Origin of the sequence: Robinsoniella sp. KNHs210 (assembly GCF_000686105.1) — a bacterium.
In the GTDB taxonomy this organism is placed as follows: domain Bacteria; phylum Bacillota; class Clostridia; order Lachnospirales; family Lachnospiraceae; genus Robinsoniella; species Robinsoniella peoriensis.
In genome coordinates, this window is record NZ_JMLZ01000002.1 from 56,028 (window position 1) to 77,037 (window position 21,010).

18 protein-coding genes are annotated in these 21,010 nt (G+C 43.2%); 15 read left to right on the forward strand and 3 right to left on the reverse strand.

Translation table 11 applies throughout. From position 1 onward, the window contains the following. Positions 1-41: 41 nt before the first annotated feature. On the reverse strand, positions 42-902 hold the full coding sequence (locus CD03_RS32750) for a PHP-associated domain-containing protein (protein ID WP_044289219.1): 861 nt from the start codon (positions 900-902) through the stop codon (positions 42-44). A 238-nt stretch (positions 903-1,140) separates the two neighbouring features. Between CD03_RS32750 and CD03_RS0107175 the strand changes: the two genes are divergently transcribed. The 8 genes from CD03_RS0107175 (at position 1,141) to epsC (ending at position 10,105) form a co-directional block, all read left to right on the forward strand. Beyond that, positions 1,141-1,674 (forward strand): cysteine hydrolase family protein, encoded by a 534-nt coding sequence (locus tag CD03_RS0107175; protein ID WP_027293057.1) that lies wholly within the window; start codon positions 1,141-1,143, stop codon positions 1,672-1,674. Positions 1,675-1,893: 219 nt separating this feature from the next. Then, a complete protein-coding gene (locus CD03_RS0107180) occupies positions 1,894-2,379 on the forward strand; it encodes a superoxide dismutase family protein (protein WP_242849064.1) in 486 nt (161 codons plus the stop codon). Positions 2,380-2,574: 195 nt separating this feature from the next. Further along, a complete protein-coding gene (locus tag CD03_RS0107185; RefSeq protein ID WP_027293059.1) occupies positions 2,575-3,906 on the forward strand; it encodes an MATE family efflux transporter in 1,332 nt (443 codons plus the stop codon). 73 nt (positions 3,907-3,979) lie between these two features. Beyond that, a complete protein-coding gene (locus CD03_RS0107190; RefSeq protein ID WP_027293060.1) occupies positions 3,980-4,657 on the forward strand; it encodes a response regulator transcription factor in 678 nt (225 codons plus the stop codon). Next, the gene (locus CD03_RS32755) at positions 4,630-5,784 is read left to right on the forward strand and encodes a sensor histidine kinase (protein WP_052377722.1); all 1,155 of its coding nucleotides are present in this window, start codon (positions 4,630-4,632) and stop codon (positions 5,782-5,784) included. The genes CD03_RS0107190 and CD03_RS32755 overlap by 28 nt, the downstream gene beginning before the upstream one ends. Before the next feature lie 106 nt (positions 5,785-5,890). Further along, positions 5,891-6,565 (forward strand): ABC transporter ATP-binding protein, encoded by a 675-nt coding sequence (locus CD03_RS0107200; protein ID WP_197041642.1) that lies wholly within the window; start codon positions 5,891-5,893, stop codon positions 6,563-6,565. Continuing rightward, the gene (locus CD03_RS0107205; protein WP_027293062.1) at positions 6,562-9,030 is read left to right on the forward strand and encodes an ABC transporter permease; all 2,469 of its coding nucleotides are present in this window, start codon (positions 6,562-6,564) and stop codon (positions 9,028-9,030) included. The genes CD03_RS0107200 and CD03_RS0107205 overlap by 4 nt, the downstream gene beginning before the upstream one ends. Positions 9,031-9,145: 115 nt before the next feature. Beyond that, positions 9,146-10,105: a serine O-acetyltransferase EpsC gene (gene epsC, locus CD03_RS0107210; RefSeq protein WP_027293063.1), complete on the forward strand. Its 960-nt coding sequence runs from the start codon at positions 9,146-9,148 to the stop codon at positions 10,103-10,105. Between the two features lie 135 nt (positions 10,106-10,240). Here the strand turns inward: epsC and CD03_RS0107215 are convergent, their stop codons facing one another. Further along, positions 10,241-11,629, reverse strand: coding sequence for an MATE family efflux transporter (locus tag CD03_RS0107215; protein WP_027293064.1), 1,389 nt, complete (start codon positions 11,627-11,629; stop codon positions 10,241-10,243). 16 nt (positions 11,630-11,645) lie between these two features. Then, entirely contained in the window at positions 11,646-11,819 is a 174-nt protein-coding gene (locus tag CD03_RS0107220; protein ID WP_027293065.1) for a hypothetical protein, read from the reverse strand. A gap of 241 nt (positions 11,820-12,060) precedes the next feature. On the opposite strand from CD03_RS0107220, the gene CD03_RS0107225 reads away from it, so the two are divergent. From CD03_RS0107225 to CD03_RS0107255, 7 genes are all read left to right on the forward strand, one after another. Next, positions 12,061-13,440: an aldehyde dehydrogenase gene (locus tag CD03_RS0107225; protein WP_394910391.1), complete on the forward strand. Its 1,380-nt coding sequence runs from the start codon at positions 12,061-12,063 to the stop codon at positions 13,438-13,440. 39 nt (positions 13,441-13,479) lie between these two features. Continuing rightward, the gene (locus CD03_RS0107230) at positions 13,480-13,854 is read left to right on the forward strand and encodes a metallopeptidase family protein (RefSeq protein WP_027293067.1); all 375 of its coding nucleotides are present in this window, start codon (positions 13,480-13,482) and stop codon (positions 13,852-13,854) included. A gap of 105 nt (positions 13,855-13,959) precedes the next feature. Beyond that, a complete protein-coding gene (locus CD03_RS0107235) occupies positions 13,960-15,246 on the forward strand; it encodes an aminotransferase (RefSeq protein ID WP_027293068.1) in 1,287 nt (428 codons plus the stop codon). Positions 15,247-15,569: 323 nt separating this feature from the next. Next, positions 15,570-17,183, forward strand: a complete 1,614-nt coding sequence (locus CD03_RS32760; protein WP_052377723.1) for a L,D-transpeptidase family protein — start codon at positions 15,570-15,572, stop codon at positions 17,181-17,183. A 165-nt stretch (positions 17,184-17,348) separates the two neighbouring features. Then, positions 17,349-18,377 (forward strand): D-alanine--D-alanine ligase family protein, encoded by a 1,029-nt coding sequence (locus CD03_RS0107245; RefSeq protein ID WP_027293069.1) that lies wholly within the window; start codon positions 17,349-17,351, stop codon positions 18,375-18,377. Positions 18,378-18,449: 72 nt separating this feature from the next. After that, complete coding sequence (locus CD03_RS0107250; protein ID WP_027293070.1) at positions 18,450-19,820, forward strand: UDP-N-acetylmuramoyl-tripeptide--D-alanyl-D-alanine ligase; 1,371 nt, start codon at positions 18,450-18,452, stop codon at positions 19,818-19,820. 224 nt (positions 19,821-20,044) lie between these two features. Beyond that, the gene (locus CD03_RS0107255) at positions 20,045-21,004 is read left to right on the forward strand and encodes an aldo/keto reductase (protein WP_027293071.1); all 960 of its coding nucleotides are present in this window, start codon (positions 20,045-20,047) and stop codon (positions 21,002-21,004) included. Positions 21,005-21,010 lie beyond the last annotated feature (6 nt).

Consider the following 21,010-nt stretch of genomic DNA (forward strand, 5'->3'; position numbering starts at 1 on the left):
GAAAGTAAGGACCGCTGCAAAGGGATGCAGCGGTCTTTGTTTTATTTGGAAGCATGGTGGGGATGTCCGTTCCGGTACAGATCAGCTTTGCTTTCGGGAAGAGCTTCATGCTTGAATTTTTCCCAAAGTTCCTTTAAGTTTTTCAGGTTTACCTTTCTGGAATATGCCTTCAGAAACCCAAGTCCATAGTTATAAACTTTCCAGGCCAGACTGACAGGAAGTATTTTGGTAACGACCTTAGGTTCTGAGTACACTTCGTCCCTGCAACGGCAGCCTGCTATCTTTTTTAAACGCACGGCATTAATAAAATCGTTATTTCCCTTTATCGTATAATCAATGTCAGTATAAGCTGTGCCGATATATTTGACTTTATGAGCATCTGATCCCGCAATGGCTGGTTTGTGGTATCTCTTTGCCAGATCCCGTGCAAGTATATTTCCCTGATGCGGGTTACAGGTATTGTCTGTTTCTATAAAATCAAAATCGTAGATAAGTTCAGGGTGTCTTTTTAACTTTTTAGAATGCATGGCACTTAAGAATTTTGCACCATAAGGGTGGGCTGGTCCCAGGATTCCGCCAAACACATGTACAATTCTCATTAGCAGAGAGAGCGGCATTCCACGGATTTCCAGGATTGGGAGTTTAATTCTATCCGGCATAATAACCAGAAAGTGTCCGGCATCCAGGGTATCGTATTCCACACCTTTTAATACGATGAAGTCATCATATTTATGAGTGGATTCATGGAGTTTTTTGTAGGCACGGTAGCCATTATAGGAGTTGTGGTCAGTGATTAACATGCCGTCAAATCCGTGTCTTTGTAATAATTGAATATAGTTTTCTATGCTGACTTTACCATCCAGAGAGCCATGGCTGGTGTGGCAGTGCAGATCAAATTTCATAGTCTTACGTCCTTTCTATTCATTTTCCGGACAGACAGATGATGCGTCCGGTTAAAACACGCTCTGATACTTAAGGTTATTATGTACAGTTTACATGAGAAGTTGCTATTGATTTTTCCTAACTATAGTGTATCACTTTTGTGGAAAAGTGCAATTACACAAAATGATCAGGTTGATAGTTTTTTTATATGATGTTAAGATAAATTATACAAAAATGCAAGGTAGAGGAGGTTCGAACATGAGCAGGATGTTGGTAGTGGTGGATATGCAGAATGATTTTATCGACGGCGCTCTTGGTACCAAAGAGGCGCAGGACATAGTAGCAAAGGTAGTGGATAAAATGAAAGCCTATGAGGCAGCAGGCAGAGAGATGGTATTTACCATGGATACCCATGATGATAATTATGCAGATACGCAGGAGGGAAGAAAACTCCCCGTGGCTCATTGCATAAAAGGTACGAAAGGATGGGATATCTGCGATGAGGTGAAATCAGCAGTAGATTTTACACAATATAAAAAATATGAAAAATCGTCATTTGGTTCTGACAGATTTGCAATGGATTTAGCCCATGGGGCATATAAAGACGTGACAGAAATGGAATTTGTAGGCTTGTGTACGGATATCTGTGTTATCTCCAATGCAATGCTTGCCAAGACGTTTCTTCCGGAGGCAAATATTATTGTAGATGCAGGATGCTGCGCCGGTGTAACCCCGAAAAGCCATGAACAGGCATTAGGTGCAATGAAAATGTGCCATGTGGATATTATCTGATCTACGCCCTATACTTCCGGGATTCCGGCTGCCGGTACAAAGCTAATTTTTTCAACATGGTTAGGGGATTTTTGAAAAGTGGTACAATTACTGGAATTAAGGCATATATATATTTTGCATGGTAGTTTATATACCGGAGAACTAGCCGGACACAGACATTTTCAAGACTTGCTCTGAGCTGGTGGGGAGACCGGGGCTGCTATATCAGGAGGTGTATTATTGTATCAGTCCAGTACAAGTATCATAATGCAAGAGATAAATAGGATGCCGGATGCCTGCGCCGTTGTTCATGGAAGCAGCAAATATCCGGGCATCAAAGGGCAGGTATATTTTTATCAGATGGATGGAGGAACAGTTGTAATTGCTGAAATTTACGGGCTGCCTACGAAGAAGGGGGCATGTGGGGAACAAATTTTTGGATTCCATATCCATAGTGGAGGTTCCTGTACGGGAACTAATACGGATCCGTTTGCAGACACTGATGGTCACTATAACCCGCGGGATTGTGAGCATCCTGACCATGCCGGCGATCTTCCACCGCTTTTTGGCAATGGCGGATTTGCCTGGATGATGGTGTTTACAGAACGCTTTTATGCACGTGAAGTAATGGGAAAAACCGTAGTCATTCACAGAAATCCGGATGATTTTAAAACGCAGCCGTCAGGAAATGCAGGAGAAATGATAGCCTGCGGTGTTATTTACTGATAAGCTGCAATTTCGAAATGGATGAAGCGGGAGGATAAAGAAGATAACGAATAAAAGCAGAACTAAATAAACGATTAATCAGAAGCAAAGGTGCATTGGAATTTCCGGCACCTTTGTTTTTTTGCTGTTTTTCTTTACATATAAATAAAAAGGAATATAATACATAAGAGTAAAGAAAACAGGGAGGCGATAGATTTGATTAAAGATTTGACAAGCGGTAAGCCCAGAAATGTACTTTGGGCATTTTCCATACCCATGTTAATCAGTGTGATGTTTCAGCAGATTTATAATATAGCTGACAGTATGATTGCTGGGAAATTTGCAGGGGAAGACGCTTTGGCAGCAGTAGGGGCATCTTATCCCATTACCATGATATTTATGGCAATAGCAATGGGCAGCAATGTAGGATGTTCTGTGATTATTTCCCAGCTGTTCGGCGGTAAAAAATTTAAGGAAATGAAGACGGCGGTTACCACAACTTTTATAGCCAGCGCAGTATTATGCGTGGTTCTGACAGTTCTGGGGCTGGTTTTCTGCCATCCGTTAATGCGTTTGATCCAGACGCCGGATAATATATTCCATGATGCGGCGCTTTATCTGAACATTTACATAGGCGGTCTGGCATTTTTATTTTTATACAATATCTGCACGGGCATTTTCAATGCGTTAGGGGATTCTAAGACACCTCTGTATTTTCTGATCGGTTCTTCTATTGGAAATATCATATTGGACCTGGTTTTTGTGATTAATTTCAAAATGGGTGTGGCAGGTGTGGCCTGGGCTACCTTCATTGCACAGGGGATATCCTGTGTCCTTTCCATTTTAACTTTGCAGAAAAGAATACGAGAGATTAAGACAGCAGACCGTCCGCCGCTTTTTTCAGGGAGAATGCTGGGGAAGATTGCATATGTAGCGATTCCCAGTATTTTACAGCAGAGTTTTGTGTCGGTAGGAAACATGTTTGTGCAGGGCCTGGTAAACAGTTTTGGTTCTGCGACTATTGCCGGCTATTCAGCGGCAATCAAGCTAAACACCTTCTGTATTACCTCCGTCACAACCCTTTCTAACGGATTGTCCAGCTTCACGGCACAAAATATGGGGGCAGGAAAAGCAGAACGTGTGAAAGACGGATTTAAGGCTGGGCTGGTTATGGTTGAAATAGTAACGGTACCGTTTTTTGCAGCATTCTTTTTCTTCAACGACACCATGCTGGGATTATTTATGAATGAAAGCAGTAAAGTGGCATTGGGAATTGGTACGGATTTTCTGCGGATTGTGGCACCCTTTTACTTTGTAGTGGCGCTTAAGCTGATTATTGACGGTGTCCTTCGCGGATCCGGTGCTATGATTTATTTTATGATCGATACCTTTTCAGATCTGGTACTGCGGGTTATCCTGGCATTTATATTTTCAAAGTTCCTGGGTACAACAGGCATATGGCTTTCCTGGCCGGTGGGATGGTCCATTGCCACCGTTATGGCTGTCATATTTTACGCACGGGGTGTTTGGAAAAAAGCACGGCTGTAGTCTGGGAGACGTTGACAATACCCTTGGGGGTGCTCTATAATCAGATTATCATAAGGCATAAGGAGAATATCAGGTGAGAAAAACCATTTTGCTTCTGGAGGACGATGAAAATCTGAACCGGGGGATTACCATGCGGCTGGAAAAGGAAGGATATCGTGTTCTGTCCGCATTCGGAGCGTCACAGGCGGAAGAGCTGTTTGAACAGAATAAAATTCAGCTTATTATCAGTGATATAACCTTGAATGAGGGAAATGGGATTGATTTCTGTCATAAAATAAGGGAAAAGAGCAGTGTCTATCTCATATTTCTAACGGCGCTGGACCAGGAAATTGATATTGTAAACGGCTATGATGTAGGGGCGGATGACTATATTACGAAGCCCTTCAGCCTCATGGTATTAGTGTCTAAGGTTCATGCGCTGATGAAGCGGGTAGAAGTAAAGCAGATCTCCTATCTTCTGTGCTCAGATATCCGCGTGTCCTTAAGGGAGATGAAGGCATGGAAGGGACAGGAGCTGCTGCTTCTGAGCAAAAAAGAAATGCAGTTACTGATTTTCTTTTTGGAAAATCCCAGGCAGATCTTTTCCAGAGAACAGATTGCGGAAGCCATCTGGGATATTGACGGGCAGTTTGTGGATGACAATACAGTACCGGTTAACATCAGCCGTCTGAGAAGAAGGCTGGAAAATGATGCAATACAGAATGTAAGAGGCATGGGTTATATATGGACAAAGGAAGTAATAAAAGAGTAGCCCTTTTTGCAGGACTGCTCTTTCTTGTAATAACAGGGTGTGTAATGGCTTGTATAGGATGGGTTGATACGGTACACAGGGAAGAATTGAAGCTGCTTGGACAATGCATTCTTATGGAGCCAAGAACGCAAGGAGAGTATGTCAGCATTTTCAAGGGGAAAACAGAGGCAGACAGTGGTCAGGCTGCCATAGCAGGACAGGAAGCGGCGGAAAAATACGGCTATGAATCTGGTTATCGGTCATTTTCCCCAGCGCTTTCCTCTTTTTTGCCGGTAATAATTTCTGCTTTTATTTTTATGACGTTTTTGATTGGGATTCTGGTCTTATACCAGAGGAGAAAATTTCAGCAGGCAGAAATAAAATTATTTGAAATGGACGACAAGCTGCAGCAGCTTAGTGAAGAGAACCAGGTATTAAGAGAAAAAATGAAACGGGAGGAAGTGGAGACAAAAGCTCTGGTTACCGATATTTCACACCAGTTAAAAACGCCGCTGGCTTCATTGAAAATGTGTTATGAGATTGCAGATACCGGAAGCTTTACAAAAGAGGAACAGCAGTCATTTTTACAACAGGGATTTCATGAAGTGGTAAAGCTTGAGAATCTGACGAAATCATTAATACAGCTGTCCAGACTGGAAGCAAACATGATACGGATTGAGAAAAGGCAGGAAAGTCTGAAAAAAACCCTTCTTGGCGCAGTTAACGGAGTTTTTATGAAGGCTTTCGATAAGAATATTTCTATTTCGGTCAATGAATTTGATGATGAAGAAGTTCTGCAGGATCCCGGATGGACCCAGGAAGCTTTACTGAATGTGCTGGATAATGCTGTAAAATATTCAGGGAAGGGAACCTCTATTGAAATACGGGTGATGCCCATGGTAAGTTGTTTTTTGATCGAAATAGAAGATCAGGGAGTTGGAATTCCAAAAGAAGAGATGCATCGGATATTCAAACGTTTTTACCGTGGGAGATCATCTGCGGTTCAGGAAACAGAAGGAACAGGGGTTGGCCTGTATCTGACTAGAAAGATACTAGAGGAACAGGGAGGTAGTATTCGTGTAAAAAAAGGAATGAAGGGCTGTATTTTTCAGATTACGTTTCCAAAGAAGTATGGCAGAGTTCATTAAACGGGCAGGAGTTTTCTTACAAATCTGTTATCTTATCCGCAATGCTGTTGTAAGAATAAGCGTGTAAGATGAAGGAAGAATAACAGAGAAGAAAAGGAGAGTTCTAATGAGCACGATGTTACTGGAAATAAGGGATTTGTGTAAATATTATGGCAGCGGGGAGAGTCTGGTAAGAGCTATCGACCATACCTCCATGAATATCCAGAGAGGTGAATTTACTGCAATAGTGGGGCGTTCGGGATCCGGAAAGAGTACGCTGCTTCACATGCTGGGAGCGTTGGATCGACCGGACAGCGGAAAAATTCTGATTGAGGGGAAAAGTGTTTTTGATTTAAAAGATGAGCAGCTGGCTGTTTTCAGAAGAAGAAAAATCGGATTTATATTCCAGAACTATAACCTGATTCCGTCGCTTAACGTATGGGAAAATATTGTCCTTCCAATGGGGCTGGATAAGAAAAGGGTGGACAGAAACTTTGTAATGGATTTGGCGGAGCGGATTGGAATCTCAGATAAATTGAAGTCTCTTCCCAACACACTGTCCGGCGGACAGCAGCAAAGAGTAGCGATAGCCCGTGCCCTGGCGGCAAAACCGGCGATTATACTGGCGGATGAGCCGACAGGAAATCTGGATTCCAAAACGGAGCTGGAAGTGATTTCCCTGCTGAAGGCTTGTGTAAATGAATATGGGCAGACATTGGTGATGATTACCCATGATGAGACCATTGCCCAGATGGCAGACCGGATTCTGGTCATCGAGGACGGTAAGGTGGTGAGCCAATGAACACAGTAAATAAAACAGCGCTGTCCAACCTGAAACAAAATAAGGGAAAAAATATATTAGCCGGTATAGCAATTGTTCTTACTACCATACTTATATTTGTCATTCCTACAGTGGGTTTTGGAACCATAGATGTTCAAATGGCTGCTATCAATAAAGTTTTTCCTACCTTTCACGGGATGTACCGAAATGTAGATTTCCAAACAGCAGAGGAGATTTCCCACCGGGCTGAGATTGAGACCATGGGTCTGCGGCAGGACCCGGCACAGATTTCTATACCGGAAGGATCCGGAATGCTGTGTTATATGGATGACGAGGCTTTGAGACTTGGTAAAATGGAATTGGAAAAAGGAAATTTTCCAAAGGGCGGAAATGAAATAGCAGTTTCTTCCGGACTTTTAGAGGCAATGGGCATAGAAGCAGGTGTAGGTGATACCATTGAACTGCCATATCAGCCCATAGAGACAGGCGGTATCGGTTATGAGAAGAGAGAAGATTTTCTCATTAGCGGACTGCTGCCTACGTCGAAAGAGCAAAAGGAACTGAAAGTTTATTCAGCGCTGGTTTCCAAAGACTTTATGGAGCGGGTACAGCCTGTGAAGGAACGGAAATACAGGGTTCTGTTCCGGGTCTCAGGAGCGGATTCCATGACAAAAGATCAAATTAAAAATGTCTACCGGGATTTGGCGGCAGACGTGGGAATTGTGGAAGCAGATATAGCGGATAACTCGGAATATCTGTTGGCTAATTATGTGGACCCTGCGTTTTACGCAGGAGTTGCGGCTATTCTTCTGGTGGTGATTTTTGCAGGCATCATGACCATATACAGCATCTATTACATTTCCATGATTTATAAAGTACAGGAATTTGGTAAGATTAAAGCGCTGGGTGCCACCAAACGTCAGATCCGTCAGATTGTATTTCGGGAAGGAATGCTGGTGGCAGCTGCGGCAATCCCCATCGGACTGATCATTGGGAGTATATTATCGTTTGTAGGATTCAGGTATTTGATGACGGTTTACTCACCGGATGATACCATAGGAATTGCAGTCAGGCAGCTGATCGATCAGCATGATGTTCCTATATTTAAAGCATGGATTTATATTATGGCATTGGCTGTAACGCTGCTTACCGCTGCAGTTTCCATGGTTCGTCCCATGCAGATTGCCGCTAAGATATCTCCGGTAGAGGCCATGCGGTATGACGGCAGCATGAAGACCCGGAAAAAAGGAAGAAAAGGCCATTCGGAGATGCGGCTTGTACATTTAACCGGAGCAAACCTCTCACGGAATAAGAAACGAACAGTAATGACAATCATCACGCTGAGTCTGACGGGTATTTTATATATGGTGCTTTCCACAGTTTTATCCTGTGCGGATCCGGTAGAGATTGCAAGAGCTGCCATGTTTGATGATTTCGAGGTATCTATTGACAGTTCCAGAGGTGATAAAATGCATCCGGAACGGGAATGGACTGCAATCTGCCAGAATAATCCGTTAAATGGGGAAATGGAAAAGAAAATCGCCGGCATCCCGGGAGTGAAAAAGATCACAAAATCCAGTGAAGCAGAAGTCCGGCTAAAGGATCTGAAAGACGGGGAAGAGCTTTGGAATACGCGTATTATTGGAATACCGGAAGAATATGCAGACGAAATGGAAAAGAGTATTGTGGAGGGAAACTGCACCTATGAGGATTTGCTCCAGGGTGACAAAATTATTATGGATGAAAATATGCAGCACTGGGCACCCGATTGGAAGTTAGGTGATACAATCCGCATAATTGTGGGAAATGGAGACAACAGTATTGAGAAGTCATTTGAAGTTGCGGCGGTTGCTGATATGCCCTATAGTTTAAATCAGTTTTGCAACTTTCTGCTCCCGAAATCAGTCGCAGATGAGCTGGGGGGATACAATATGGATTACCACTGGTCCATAGCTGCAGACAAAAAAGAACTTAAGAATGTGGAAAAGCAGCTGCGGGAAATTACAGACGGACAGGAATTTCTTAAACTGGAGACCTATGAAGAGGAAGTAAGTACGAATAAAAAGACAACGGCGCTTCTTTCTCAGCTGTGTTATGTTTTCATGGTTGTTTTAGGCGGCGTAGGCATCATGAATCTGGTGAACACCATGATCAACAGTATCTATGTAAGGAGAAGAGAACTGGGGGTCATGCAGGCTATCGGACTCTCGGAAAAGCAGATGGTAAGGATGCTTCAGATGGAAGGAATCTTTTACACTGCCGGGACACTGGTACTTTCTCTGGGGATTGGAAACCTGCTGGGATATCTGACCTTCCTGAATGCGAAGAAGGACCGCATGTTTGGGATTATCAGTTACCATTATCCTGCTATGCAGACGGCTGCTCTGATTGCCGTGGTACTTATTATTCAGCTGCTGCTGACTTATTTAATCATGAAAAATTTCAGAAAACAAAGTATGATTGAAAGAATCCGATTTTCTGAATAGTGGAGGTTTTATCAACAAACCCATACTTTTGCTTGTAAATCAGTGACTTTATGATATATAATCAATATTATATTACGAAAGCAAAAATAAGCAGGCAGCTTTAAGGAGGAACACTATGTATAAAGCAACACCGGAGGAAATGAAAAATTTAGTGGATTCGTTACTGGTCAGTTATCAGAAGCATCCGGTTATTTGTAATATTGATTGCACGAACCGTTTGAATAGAAATATGACTATTGAAATATTGGAAATGATCCGCTTTGTTTTATTCCCGGGGTATTTTGAATTGAAGAATTTAAAAGGAAGTTCCATTGAATATCATGTGGGTGAACTGCTGGAAAATATTCAGTACAAACTGAAAAAGCAGGTAGCCAAAGCATTGCAGCATGAGCAGATTACCGGTGAATTAACGGAAGAAGTGGCGGAAGCAAGAGCAGAGGAAATTGTACTGCAGTTTCTCCAAAAACTTCCGGAACTGCGGGATATTCTTGCGACGGATGTCCAGGCGGCTTATGATGGGGACCCGGCGGCATATAATACGGATGAAATCATCTTCTCTTATCCCGGAGTATATGCGGTTACCATCAATAGGATTGCACACGAACTGCATGTTCTGGGAGTACCACTGATTCCCCGCATGATGACAGAATATGCCCATAACCTCACCGGAATCGACATTCATCCCGGCGCTACCATCGGAAAGAATTTTTTCATCGATCATGGAACAGGTGTCGTAATTGGTGAGACAACAATCATCGGGGATAATGTAAAGATCTATCAGGGAGTTACCCTGGGAGCGTTATCGACCAGAGGCGGTCAGAGCCTTAGAAATAAAAAGCGTCACCCTACCCTGGAAGATAATGTTACCGTATATTCCGGCGCATCAATATTAGGTGGGGAGACGGTAATTGGAACCGGTGCTGTAATTGGTAGTAATGCCTTTTTAACTTCCTCCGTTCCGGCGCATACAAGGGTAAGTATCAAGAATCCGGAACTGCAGTTTAAAGACCGTTCTACGGTACGGACTGCTGAGATTGGCCAGGAAGGCTTCTTTAACCGGGTTGAGCAGGATTAAATAAGAGGACGCTTTGGAATGAGCAATTTTTGAAAGAGTGGGCTGCAGGATGTTTCTATCCTGCAGTCCACTCTTTTTCAGCAGCAGAGCGCCAGATGGCAGGCATACCTGGCTATGCACAATTCAAATTCGCATTTAAGCAATATTGCAGGAATCCGGGTTTTGTTTTGCGTGATCCCTGAGAATTTTTTTGAATTTAAGGATAAACAGCGTTAGGGTTGTAAGTGCGGCCAGGATATCGGCAATGGGTTCTGCCAGAAATACAGCAAAAACTTTGTCTGATATAAACAGCGGCAGTATGTAAATAAACGGTATCAGCAGAATTATTTTACGCAGCAGCGCCAAAAACAGGGAAATTTTGGCCTGTCCCAGTGCGATAAAGGTTTGCTGGCAGGCAATCTGAACCCCCATCATAAATACACCGCCGGCATAGATCCTCGCTGCCCAGGCTGAGATATCCAGCAGTTCCTGACTGCTTGCGAATAAGGACGGCATCAGGTGCGGGAAGAACATAATAATCAGCCAGAATACCGATGTATATAGGATCGAAGCAATTAACAAAAGTCTAAAAGCGTGTTTTACACGATCCAGTTTGCGGGCTCCGTAATTATAACTGATGATTGGCTGGGCTCCCTGTGACAACCCCTGTAAAGGAAGCAGGACAAACTGCATGATACTTCCCAGAATGGTCATGGCGCCCACAGCCAGGTCGCCTCCAAAACGTTGAAGGGAAGAGTTAAAGCATATATTCAGCAGGCTTTCCGTGCTGCTCATAATAAAGGGAGAAGCTCCCAGTGCCAGCACCGGAATAATGATCTTTTTGTTAATTTTAAAATCCGCTTTTTTAATACGAAGAATGGTTTTCTTCCCGGTGAGAAAACGAAGTACCCAGATTGCGGATACACACTGGGATAAAATTGTTGCAAGTGCGGCACCTTTCACACCCATGCCAAAGCCGAAGATAAATATCGGATCCAGTACAATATTAATGATGGCACCGATAATAGTGGTCATCATACTGATTTTTGCAAATCCCTGTGCAGTGATAAAAGAATTTAACCCAAGTGCAGTCATAACAAATATGGTTCCCAGGACGTATATATTCATATAATCCAGTGAGTAGGATATTGTATTTTCACTGGCACCAAAAAGGAAAAGCAAAGGTTCACCAAAGATTAAGAAAAAAGCAGTTAATACAACGGCCAGGCCAATAAGCATCACAAAACAGTTGCCAAGGGTCTTTTCCGCCCCATCCATGTCATTTTCCCCCATCTTCATAGAGATCTGGGGAGCTCCGCCCATTCCGATCAGACTGCTGAAAGCCGTGATCAGGATAATTATGGGGAAACAAAGCCCGACACCGGTCAGTGCCAGGGGGCCTACATCCGGCATATGCCCGATGTAGATCCGGTCTACAATATTATAGAGCATGTTAACCAATTGGGCTGTAATTGCAGGCAGCGCCAGCTGGAGCATCAGATGGCTGACTTTTTTTGTACCAAGAAATTCATTACTGTTATTCATTAACGTTACCTCTTATCTAATCTATAATTGTGTATTCAAAGAATTCCTGACGAAGATGGGTGCCTTCCATAATTTCCGGCGGCAGAAGTGCACGGGCTGTCAGTTTTAACTCGCCGCATTCCTGATCCGTTCTCTTTAAATGCGCGTAATCTCCGTCAATAGCTTCCACAACATACTCAAATGTTTCCATGTGTGATCACCTCCCAATCTTTCATTTGTCAAATTATACCTCTGCATATCGCAGGCTCAGATGCGATACTGCATTAATAGATCATGTGAAAGCAGTTTTCTTTCACACTTTAACTCTCAATATTATAGTATAGCGAAGTTGGGTATAATAAACAATAGTTTTATTTGCGTTTGTTAAGAATCTTCGTTATAATACTACTTAATGAAGCAAGTGGTCTGTATTATTATTTGAAAGGGGGAAAATGTCTATGAATTCAATAGAATCCATCATAAGAGAACAAAGAACTTTTTTTCGGGAAGGGCATACGCTGGATATCTCATTTCGGATCGAACAGCTTGGTAAACTTAGGAAAATAATAAAGAAGTATGAAAAAGAACTTTACCTGGCATTAAAGGCTGATTTGAATAAGCCGGAATTTGAGGCATATGGAACAGAGATCGGGCTTGTCCTGGATGAAGTGAAGTATATACAATCCCATGTAGAGTCATGGGCGAAACCGAAGCGTGTAAAGACATCGCTGGCGAATTTCCCGTCAGCCAGCCGCATTTACCAGGAACCCTATGGTGTAACCCTGGTGATGTCGCCATGGAATTATCCGGTATTGTTATCTTTGGATCCCCTGGCAGGAGCTATTGCTGCCGGAAACTGTGTTGTTTTAAAGCCGTCTAATTATTCACCAGAGGTTTCCGGACTATTGAAGAAAATGCTGGGTGAGATTTATCCGGAAAAATATGTAGCGGTGATAGAGGGCGGCAGAGCGGAGAACCAGTCGCTTTTGAACCAGCGCTTTGATTATATTTTCTTTACGGGCAGTGTGCAGGTGGGGAAAATGGTTATGGAGGCAGCATCCAAAAACCTTACCCCCGTAAGTCTGGAACTTGGCGGAAAAAGTCCTTGTATTGTGGATGAAACGGCTGATTTAAAACTTGCTGCAAAACGGATTGTCTGGGGGAAATATCTGAACTCCGGACAGACATGTGTAGCTCCGGATTACCTTCTGGTCCAGGAAGAGGTAAAGGAGCCGCTTCTAGCCTATATGAAAGGCTATATTGAAAAGCTTTATCAAAAGCCGGTAGATGGGGTGGAGATTTATACCAGGATCGTAAATGAAAAACACTACAGACGAATAATGGGTCTGATAGAAGGGGAAAAAGTAATAGCAGGAGGAACCGGGAATCCGGATAAACTGCAGATTGCCCCTACTATCCTGGATGAAATAACGTGGCAGTCACCGGTAATGCAGGAGGAAATTTTTGGTCCGGTGATGCCGGTACTGACTTTTCGGACACTTCAGGAAGCGATACGGATGGTATCCAGGCGGCCAAAACCCCTGGCGGCTTATTATTTCACCTGCAGCAGAAAGCGCGAAAATTATTTTCTGCAGCATACTTCTTTTGGAGGAGGATGTATCAACGATACGGTAATGCATCTGGCAAGTTCCCATATGCCTTTTGGAGGTGTTGGCGACAGCGGAATGGGAGGATATCACGGGAAGGATAGTTTTGAGACCTTTTCTCACAAGAAGAGTATTTTAAAAAAAGCGGGATGGCTTGATCTGCCGTTTCGGTACCCTCCATATAAAGGGATCTATTTTAAGATATTAAAAATGATCTTAAAATAAAGGAACTGTTTGAATAATACCTGGCAAAGGAGGGACTGCATGGTAACCATCGAGGAATTTGAAGAGATGATGTCTGAAATAGTAGCCACACTTCCGGAAGAATTTTTCCGGGAATTAAGCGGAGGTGTTATCTTAAAGGAAGAAGAGAAGCGCCACCCGGAGAGCGTTGGCAGAGAATTGAGCATCATGGGTCAGTATTGCAGGAATCCTTTTCTGGGAAGGTACGTTGTGATATACTATGGGTCTTTTCAGCGGATTTATGGCACATTGCCGAAAGAAAGGCTGAAAGAGAAACTCCGTAAGACTATTTTGCACGAATTCAGACACCATTTGGAGTCATTGGCAGGAGAACGAGATCTGGAAATCGAAGATGCCGTCCAAATTGCCCGGTATAAAAGTGAAAAAAAGACTTGACGAATGTGGACGGTAGTAATAAAATAGCAGATAGCGATAGAATATGTTTGTAGGACGCACAAATGTATCTCAGAAAAAGACAAAGCCGAAACGAGGAGGACTATTATGGCAACGTATATGGAAATGAGCAAAGAGGAACTGTTACAGGAAAAAGCAGAGTTGGAAGCACGCTTCCAGGAAATTAAGGAAAAAGGCTTACAATTAGATATGTCCCGTGGAAAACCTTCCGCAGCACAGTTAGACCTGGCTATGGGGATGATGGATGTTTTAAACAGCAGTTCTGACTTGAAATGCAGAGCGGGAGTTGATTGCAGAAACTATGGCGTATTGGACGGAATTCCGGAAGCACAGGAATTACTGGCTGATATGACAGAAGTACCGGCAAACCAGATTATTATCCACGGAAACTCCAGCCTGAACATTATGTTTGATACTATTGCCCGTTCCATGACTCACGGGGTTATGGGAAGTACTCCATGGTGTAAATTAGATAAAGTAAAATTCTTATGTCCGGTACCGGGATATGACAGACATTTCTTAATTACCGAATATTTCGGGATTGAAATGATCAACGTTCCCATGACGATGGATGGACCGGATATGGATATGGTAGAAAAGCTGGTAAGCGAAGATGAAGCGATCAAGGGTATCTGGTGTGTGCCAAAGTACTCTAATCCACAGGGCATTACCTATTCAGATGAAACAGTAAGAAGATTTGCACGTTTACAGCCGGCAGCAAAAGATTTTCGGATTTTCTGGGATAATGCATACGGCATCCACCATTTATATGATGACAAACAGGATAACCTGATTGAAATCCTGATGGAATGTAAAAAAGCAGGGAATCCGGATATGGTTTATAAATTCTGTTCCACTTCAAAAGTCAGTTTTCCGGGTTCCGGTGTGGCAGCAATTGCAGCATCTCCTGCAAACTTAGAAGCGATCAGAAGGCAGATGACAATTCAGACCATCGGACATGATAAATTAAACCAGTTAAGACATGTGCGTTACTTCAAAGATATTCACGGTATGGTTGAACACATGAAAAAACATGCAGACATTATGCGTCCGAAATTTGAAGCAGTAATTAACGGACTGGAATCGGAATTGGGCGGTTTAGAGATCGGAACCTGGATTCGTCCAAGAGGCGGATACTTCATTTCCTTTGATGCACTTCCGGGATGTGCTAAGGCAATCGTTGCTAAAGCAAAAGATGCCGGACTTGTTATGACAGGAGCAGGCGCAACCTTCCCATATGGAAAAGATCCTCAGGACAGCAATATCCGTATTGCACCTTCTTATCCTACTCCGGAAGAGCTGGCAGTGGCAACCGACATTTTCGTGCTCAGTGTAAAACTGGTAAGTATTGACAAAATATTGGAAAGTAAATAAGAATTATCCGGCTGCAGCCCCTGTATTACGGGCTGCGGCCTTTTCTTTGCAGCAGCGGCAGAAATTTTAAAAATTCCCGTTCTCTATATTAATATTTCCTGAAGTTTATTTACAAATGGCAGAGACGTGGTAGAATAAATGTAGCTATTCAGCAGGTCTGCGCATTTACTGCGCTGATCTTGAGAAAATATGGGGACATCAGGCAAAAATCCCATCGCCATATGCGAATTTAAAATGGATTTTTGCTCATACCTGTGAAGATACTGAACAGGTACGGATAAATTGTGTATGCCACAAAAATGAACATGCAAAGGAAAATTAATATGAGAAAATCACGAAAGATGTTATTAATAGGCGCGATTATTTATGTGCTTGTCATGATTGCAATTTATATGGGGGTAAGTGTATATTTTATGAAACACTTTTTCCCGGGATCAATTATTAATGGAATTGACTGCTCCTCCAAGACAGTGGAAGAAGCAGAAAATATGATAGCGAATAAAGTGCAGGATTACAGTATCACCATAGTGGGGATGGATGGGAAAGAAGGAAGCATCAGCGGCGCACGTATGAACTTTGCCTATGTTGCAAACGGTCAGGTGCAGGCCCTCAAAGACAGCCAGAATCCTCTGGTGTGGCTGTATGCTTATTTTAATCCGGAGAGTTACAGCATGGTTGCCAAAACGACTTATGATAAGGAAGCACTTCGCAGCAGCATGGAAAAACTGGAATTTTTTGATGAGACAAAAATAGTAAAACCGGAAGATGCAAAGATTGTACAGGCCGGTACAGGTTACCGCGTTGAAAACGAGGTAGCGGGAAATGAACTGGATAAAGAAAAGGTATTTGAACTGCTGGTAAAAGCTGTGGACGAGGGTGATGCCAAACTGGATCTGGTTGAGAATGACTGTTATCTGAAACCTGCAGTTTATGCAACGGACGAGAGTCTGACAAAGAAAGTTGAAGTACTGAATAAGTATTCAAATATGACAGTTACATATGAGTTTGGAAGTGATCAGGAGGTTATCAGCAGCGATACGATCAACCAGTGGATGAGCCTGGATGTGAATAATAATATTACCTTCAATGAAAGCGAAGTCAGTGATTATGTGGATCGTCTGGCAGATGATTATGATACCTATGGACGTTCCCAGCCTTTTAAAACATCCCGCGGGGAGCATGTCACCATTCAGAATGTTACCTACGGATGGCAGATCGACCGGGATGGAGAAAAAAAGGAATTGATGAATATATTAAAGGAAGGGAAATCGGTTTCCCGTGAGCCTGTTTATGCACAGACTGCCTTCGCAAGGGGAGAAAATGATATCGGGGATACCTATGTAGAAATTGATTACAATTTCCAGCATATGTGGTATTATAAGAACGGAAACCTCGTAATAGATACAGATGTGGTTACGGGTAACACTTCCAAAAACTATGATTCTCCGATTGGAGTTTTTACGCTTCAGGATAAAGAACGGGATGCAACACTTGTGGGAGAGGACTACAGGACTCCGGTAAGTTACTGGATGCCATATTACAACGGCGTGGGAATTCACGATGCCAACTGGCAGCCTGTGTTTGGCGGGGACTGGTATAAGACCCACGGATCCCACGGGTGCATTAATACGCCGATTAATATTGTATCTGTCATCTATGACAATATAGAAGTAGGTACACCGATTATCTGCTATCAGGGTTCAACAGCGGCTCCGCCTAATACTCCGGTTACGCCGGTTGCTCCGGAGACGAATACACCACAGAGTGAAAGTAATACGTCCCAGAGTGAAACAAATAAACCGGACGGAGAGACAAACAAACCTGGAAGCGAAACGAACACACCGGAAAGTGAAACGACTGCACCCCAAAGTGAGAATACACCTCAGACGGATATTCCTTCTCCGGAAAATCCAGACAGTCCGGATGGCGAAGAGTAGAAAAGGAAGAAAAAGTCTCAGAATAAGGGTACAGAGCAGCACTGTAAAGATGTCCCAAATGAGATGGTTCTGAAAATAGAACATAGTAAGAAGAATCATATTAGAATTATGCCGGGATGAAGACGGCGGATTGAATGAAAAGAATTGAGTATCAGGAGGAAGCATATGAATATTGTAGTACTGGCAGGTGGAATCAGTACGGAGAGAGAAATCTCTATCGTATCTGGTACAAAAGTGTGTGAAGCTTTGAGAGAAAAAGGACACCGTGCTATTTTACTGGATGTGTTTTTTGGAAATACAGGGCTGCAGGCAGACTGTGCGTTTACGGAAGCATATGATGTAAATGCGGCTGCAGCATATATGAGAAGTTTTGACAGTAAATTGGAAGAGGCTGTTAAAACTCAGAAGGAATTTTTCGGGCCGATGGTTCTGGAGCTCTGTAAAGCAGCGGATGTAGTCTTTCTGGCGCTTCATGGAGAAAATGGAGAAAATGGGAAAGTTCAGGCAGCATTTGACCTGCTGGGAATTACTTATACCGGCAGCGGATATCTGGGCAGTGCACTGGCTATGGACAAGGGAATTTCAAAACAATTGTTCCTGGAAAACGGAGTCCCCACACCCAAAAGTGTGATGCTGAAAAAGGCAGAGGGAATGAAACAACCGGAAACAATTGGAATTTGCCTTCCCTGTGTGGTTAAGACCTGCTGCGGCGGTTCCAGTGTAGGCGTTTATATTGCAAATACCCGGGAAGAATATGAGCAGGCGGTAAAGAATGCTTTTCACTATGAAGATGAAATTATCATTGAGACCTATGTAAAGGGCAGGGAATTCTCTATAGGTGTTGTGGATGGTGAAGCGTATCCCATCATCGAGATTGCCCCGATACAGGGCTTCTATGATTACAAAAATAAATATGAGGCAGGCAGTACCATTGAAACCTGTCCGGCGGAACTTGCTGCAGATCTTACGAAAAAAATGCAGGATTATGCGGTGATGGCATATCATGTATTGCGGCTTGAAAATTATGCCAGGGTTGATTTCCTGATGGATGAGAGCAATAACATGTACTGTCTGGAAGCAAACACCCTGCCGGGAATGACTCCTACCAGTCTTCTTCCACAGGAAGCCGGTGCTCTCGGGATGTCATTTGCGGATCTGTGTGAAAAGCTGATTGAAGTATCATTAAAGAAATAGAAACCGGATTGCAGCTGCTTCTTTACGCAGTATGGTAAGCCGGCTAGATGCATGGGAAGGTTGGTAAATGAGATGAAAAATATGTCTTTAAGTCAGATTGCAAAAGTATGTCAGGGCATATATTACGGAGATAAAGACAAGAGTGAAACAGAGGTTACCAGCATTACAACAGACAGCCGTAAAGCAGAAGACGGCTGTCTGTTTGTTGCGGTAAAGGGGGAACGGGCAGACGGACATCGATTCCTTCCCCAGGTATTTGAAAAAGGAGCCCGTGGTGCATTGGTGGAAGTAAAACCGGAGAATCAGCCAGGTCCTTACATTCTGGTAGATTCGACTCTGCAGGCGGTAAAAGATATTGCGGAGTATTACAGACAGCAGCTGCCTGTGAAAGTGGTTGGTATTACCGGCAGTGTTGGCAAGACCAGCACAAAGGAAATAATAGCTTCTGTATTGGCTGAAAAATATAAGGTCCTGAAGACTCTTGGTAATTTTAATAATGAGCTGGGTCTGCCTCTGACCGTATTCCGGTTAAGAGAGGAACATGAGATTGCAGTTCTGGAAATGGGAATCAGTGACTTTGGAGAAATGCACAGACTGAGTAAAGTGGCAAAGCCGGATATCTGTGTACTGACAAACATTGGACTGTGCCATCTGGAATTTTTAAAAAGCAGAGATGGGATACTGAAAGCAAAGTCTGAGATTTTTGATTATATTGCCGAAGATGGAAAGATTATCTTAAACGGAGATGATGATAAACTTGCCACGATCAATGAAATAAAGGGGATTACCCCAATATTCTTCGGTGTTGAAAGCGGTAGGGAAGTCTATGCAGATCACATTATTCCACGAGGTCTTAAGGGTATCCAGTGTGAGATCCATGCCGGAGGGGAAAGCTTTCAGGCAGTTGTGCCAATTCCCGGATACCATATGGTGCTAAATGCACTGGCAGCCACAGCGGTGGGAAGAACCCTGGGGCTTAGCATGGAGGAAATTAAAACAGGGATTGAGAAGTTAGAATCTCTTGGCGGCAGATTCCATATTATTGAGACAGATACCATCACTATCGTGGATGACTGTTATAATGCCAGTCCATCCTCCATGAAAGCATCTTTAGACGTATTAAAAGATGCACAACAGAGGAAAGCTGCAATCCTGGGCGATATGTTTGAGCTTGGGGAAGATGCTGCAATGCTCCACGCAGAAGTGGGCGCATATGCGGCAGAACATAAAATTGATCTCCTGATCTGTGTGGGAGAAATGAGTAAGAATATGGCGCAGGCTGCTAAGGAAGCGGGCGGCTGCCAGGAGGTGGTCTATGCAGAAAACCTGGATTGCCTGACAGAAGTCCTGCCGGGATTGATTAAAAAGGGTGATACGGTACTGGTTAAGGCTTCTCATGGAATGCATTTTGAAAATGTAGTAGAAAAGCTGCGCGAGCTGTAGAGTATGTTTGAAAATTTACATCGTTAAACTGGAATGGAAAGCAGAAAGACTTCTGTAACCGGCAAACAGGCAGTTTCCGTAACAGGAAGCGCCTGGCCGGACAGAAGGCTTTCTGCTTTTATATTTCGAAAAATAATGATACCGGTAAGATATGATTTCAGGTTGTGTAAACAGATTTTACCAACTATAATAAAAAGAAAACCAAAGTATAGCAGGAGGATTCTATGAAAAAGAATATCATGATACCCGATACAGACCTGAGTGTGCTGCCCCTGGGGCTGGGTACAGCTACAGCCGGGTTGAACTTTGACGGACAGGAAGCAGACAGGCTTTTTGATACGTTTTTATATCTGGGCGGAAATATGATCGATACGGCAAGAGTGTATTCTGACTGGGTTAAGCCGGAGACGGGAAGAAGTGAAAGAGTGATCGGAGAATGGATTCACAGAAGTAAGAAGAGACATGAGACGGTAATTGTGACCAAAGGCGGTCATCCGGATATGACGGTGGAAAAGCCTGACTTACATCTAAGCCGTATGGGCAAAGGGGAAATGCGCCATGATCTGGAAGCTTCATTAAGAGCTTTGCAGACAGATTACATAGATCTTTATTTTTATCACCGGGATGATACAAATCAGTCGGTGGAAGAATTGACAGAGGTAATGGAACAGTTTGTGAGAGAGGGGAAAATCCGTTATTATGGCTGTTCTAACTGGTCCGCCAAACGTATGCAAGAGGCGGATGCATATTGTAAAAAGATGGGATATCGGGGATTTGCTGCAAATCAGGCACTTTATAATCTGGGATCTTGTTTTATGAAACCATTGCCGGATGATACGATGGTGAAAGTGGATGAGGAAATGTTGTCTTATCACAAGGAGAATGCCAATAATGTACTGATGCCTTATATGGGTGTCTGCGGGGGATTCTTTCACAAGTATATAACCCATGGTGCAGAAGCAGTAAAGGACAGTCCTTATTTTGTAAAAGAAAATGTGGAGATGGCAGAACGGGTAAAATTACTTACCGGAAAATACAGCGCTACTGTTTCCCAGGTTGTATTGGGCTTTTTTACACAGCAGGACACTTTTTGTGTGCCGCTCTATGGGCCAAAGAACATAGCTCAGATTGAAGAGGCTGTTGGGATGTTGGATATTGCGTTTGAAAAGGCAGATTTTTTGTAAGGGGGG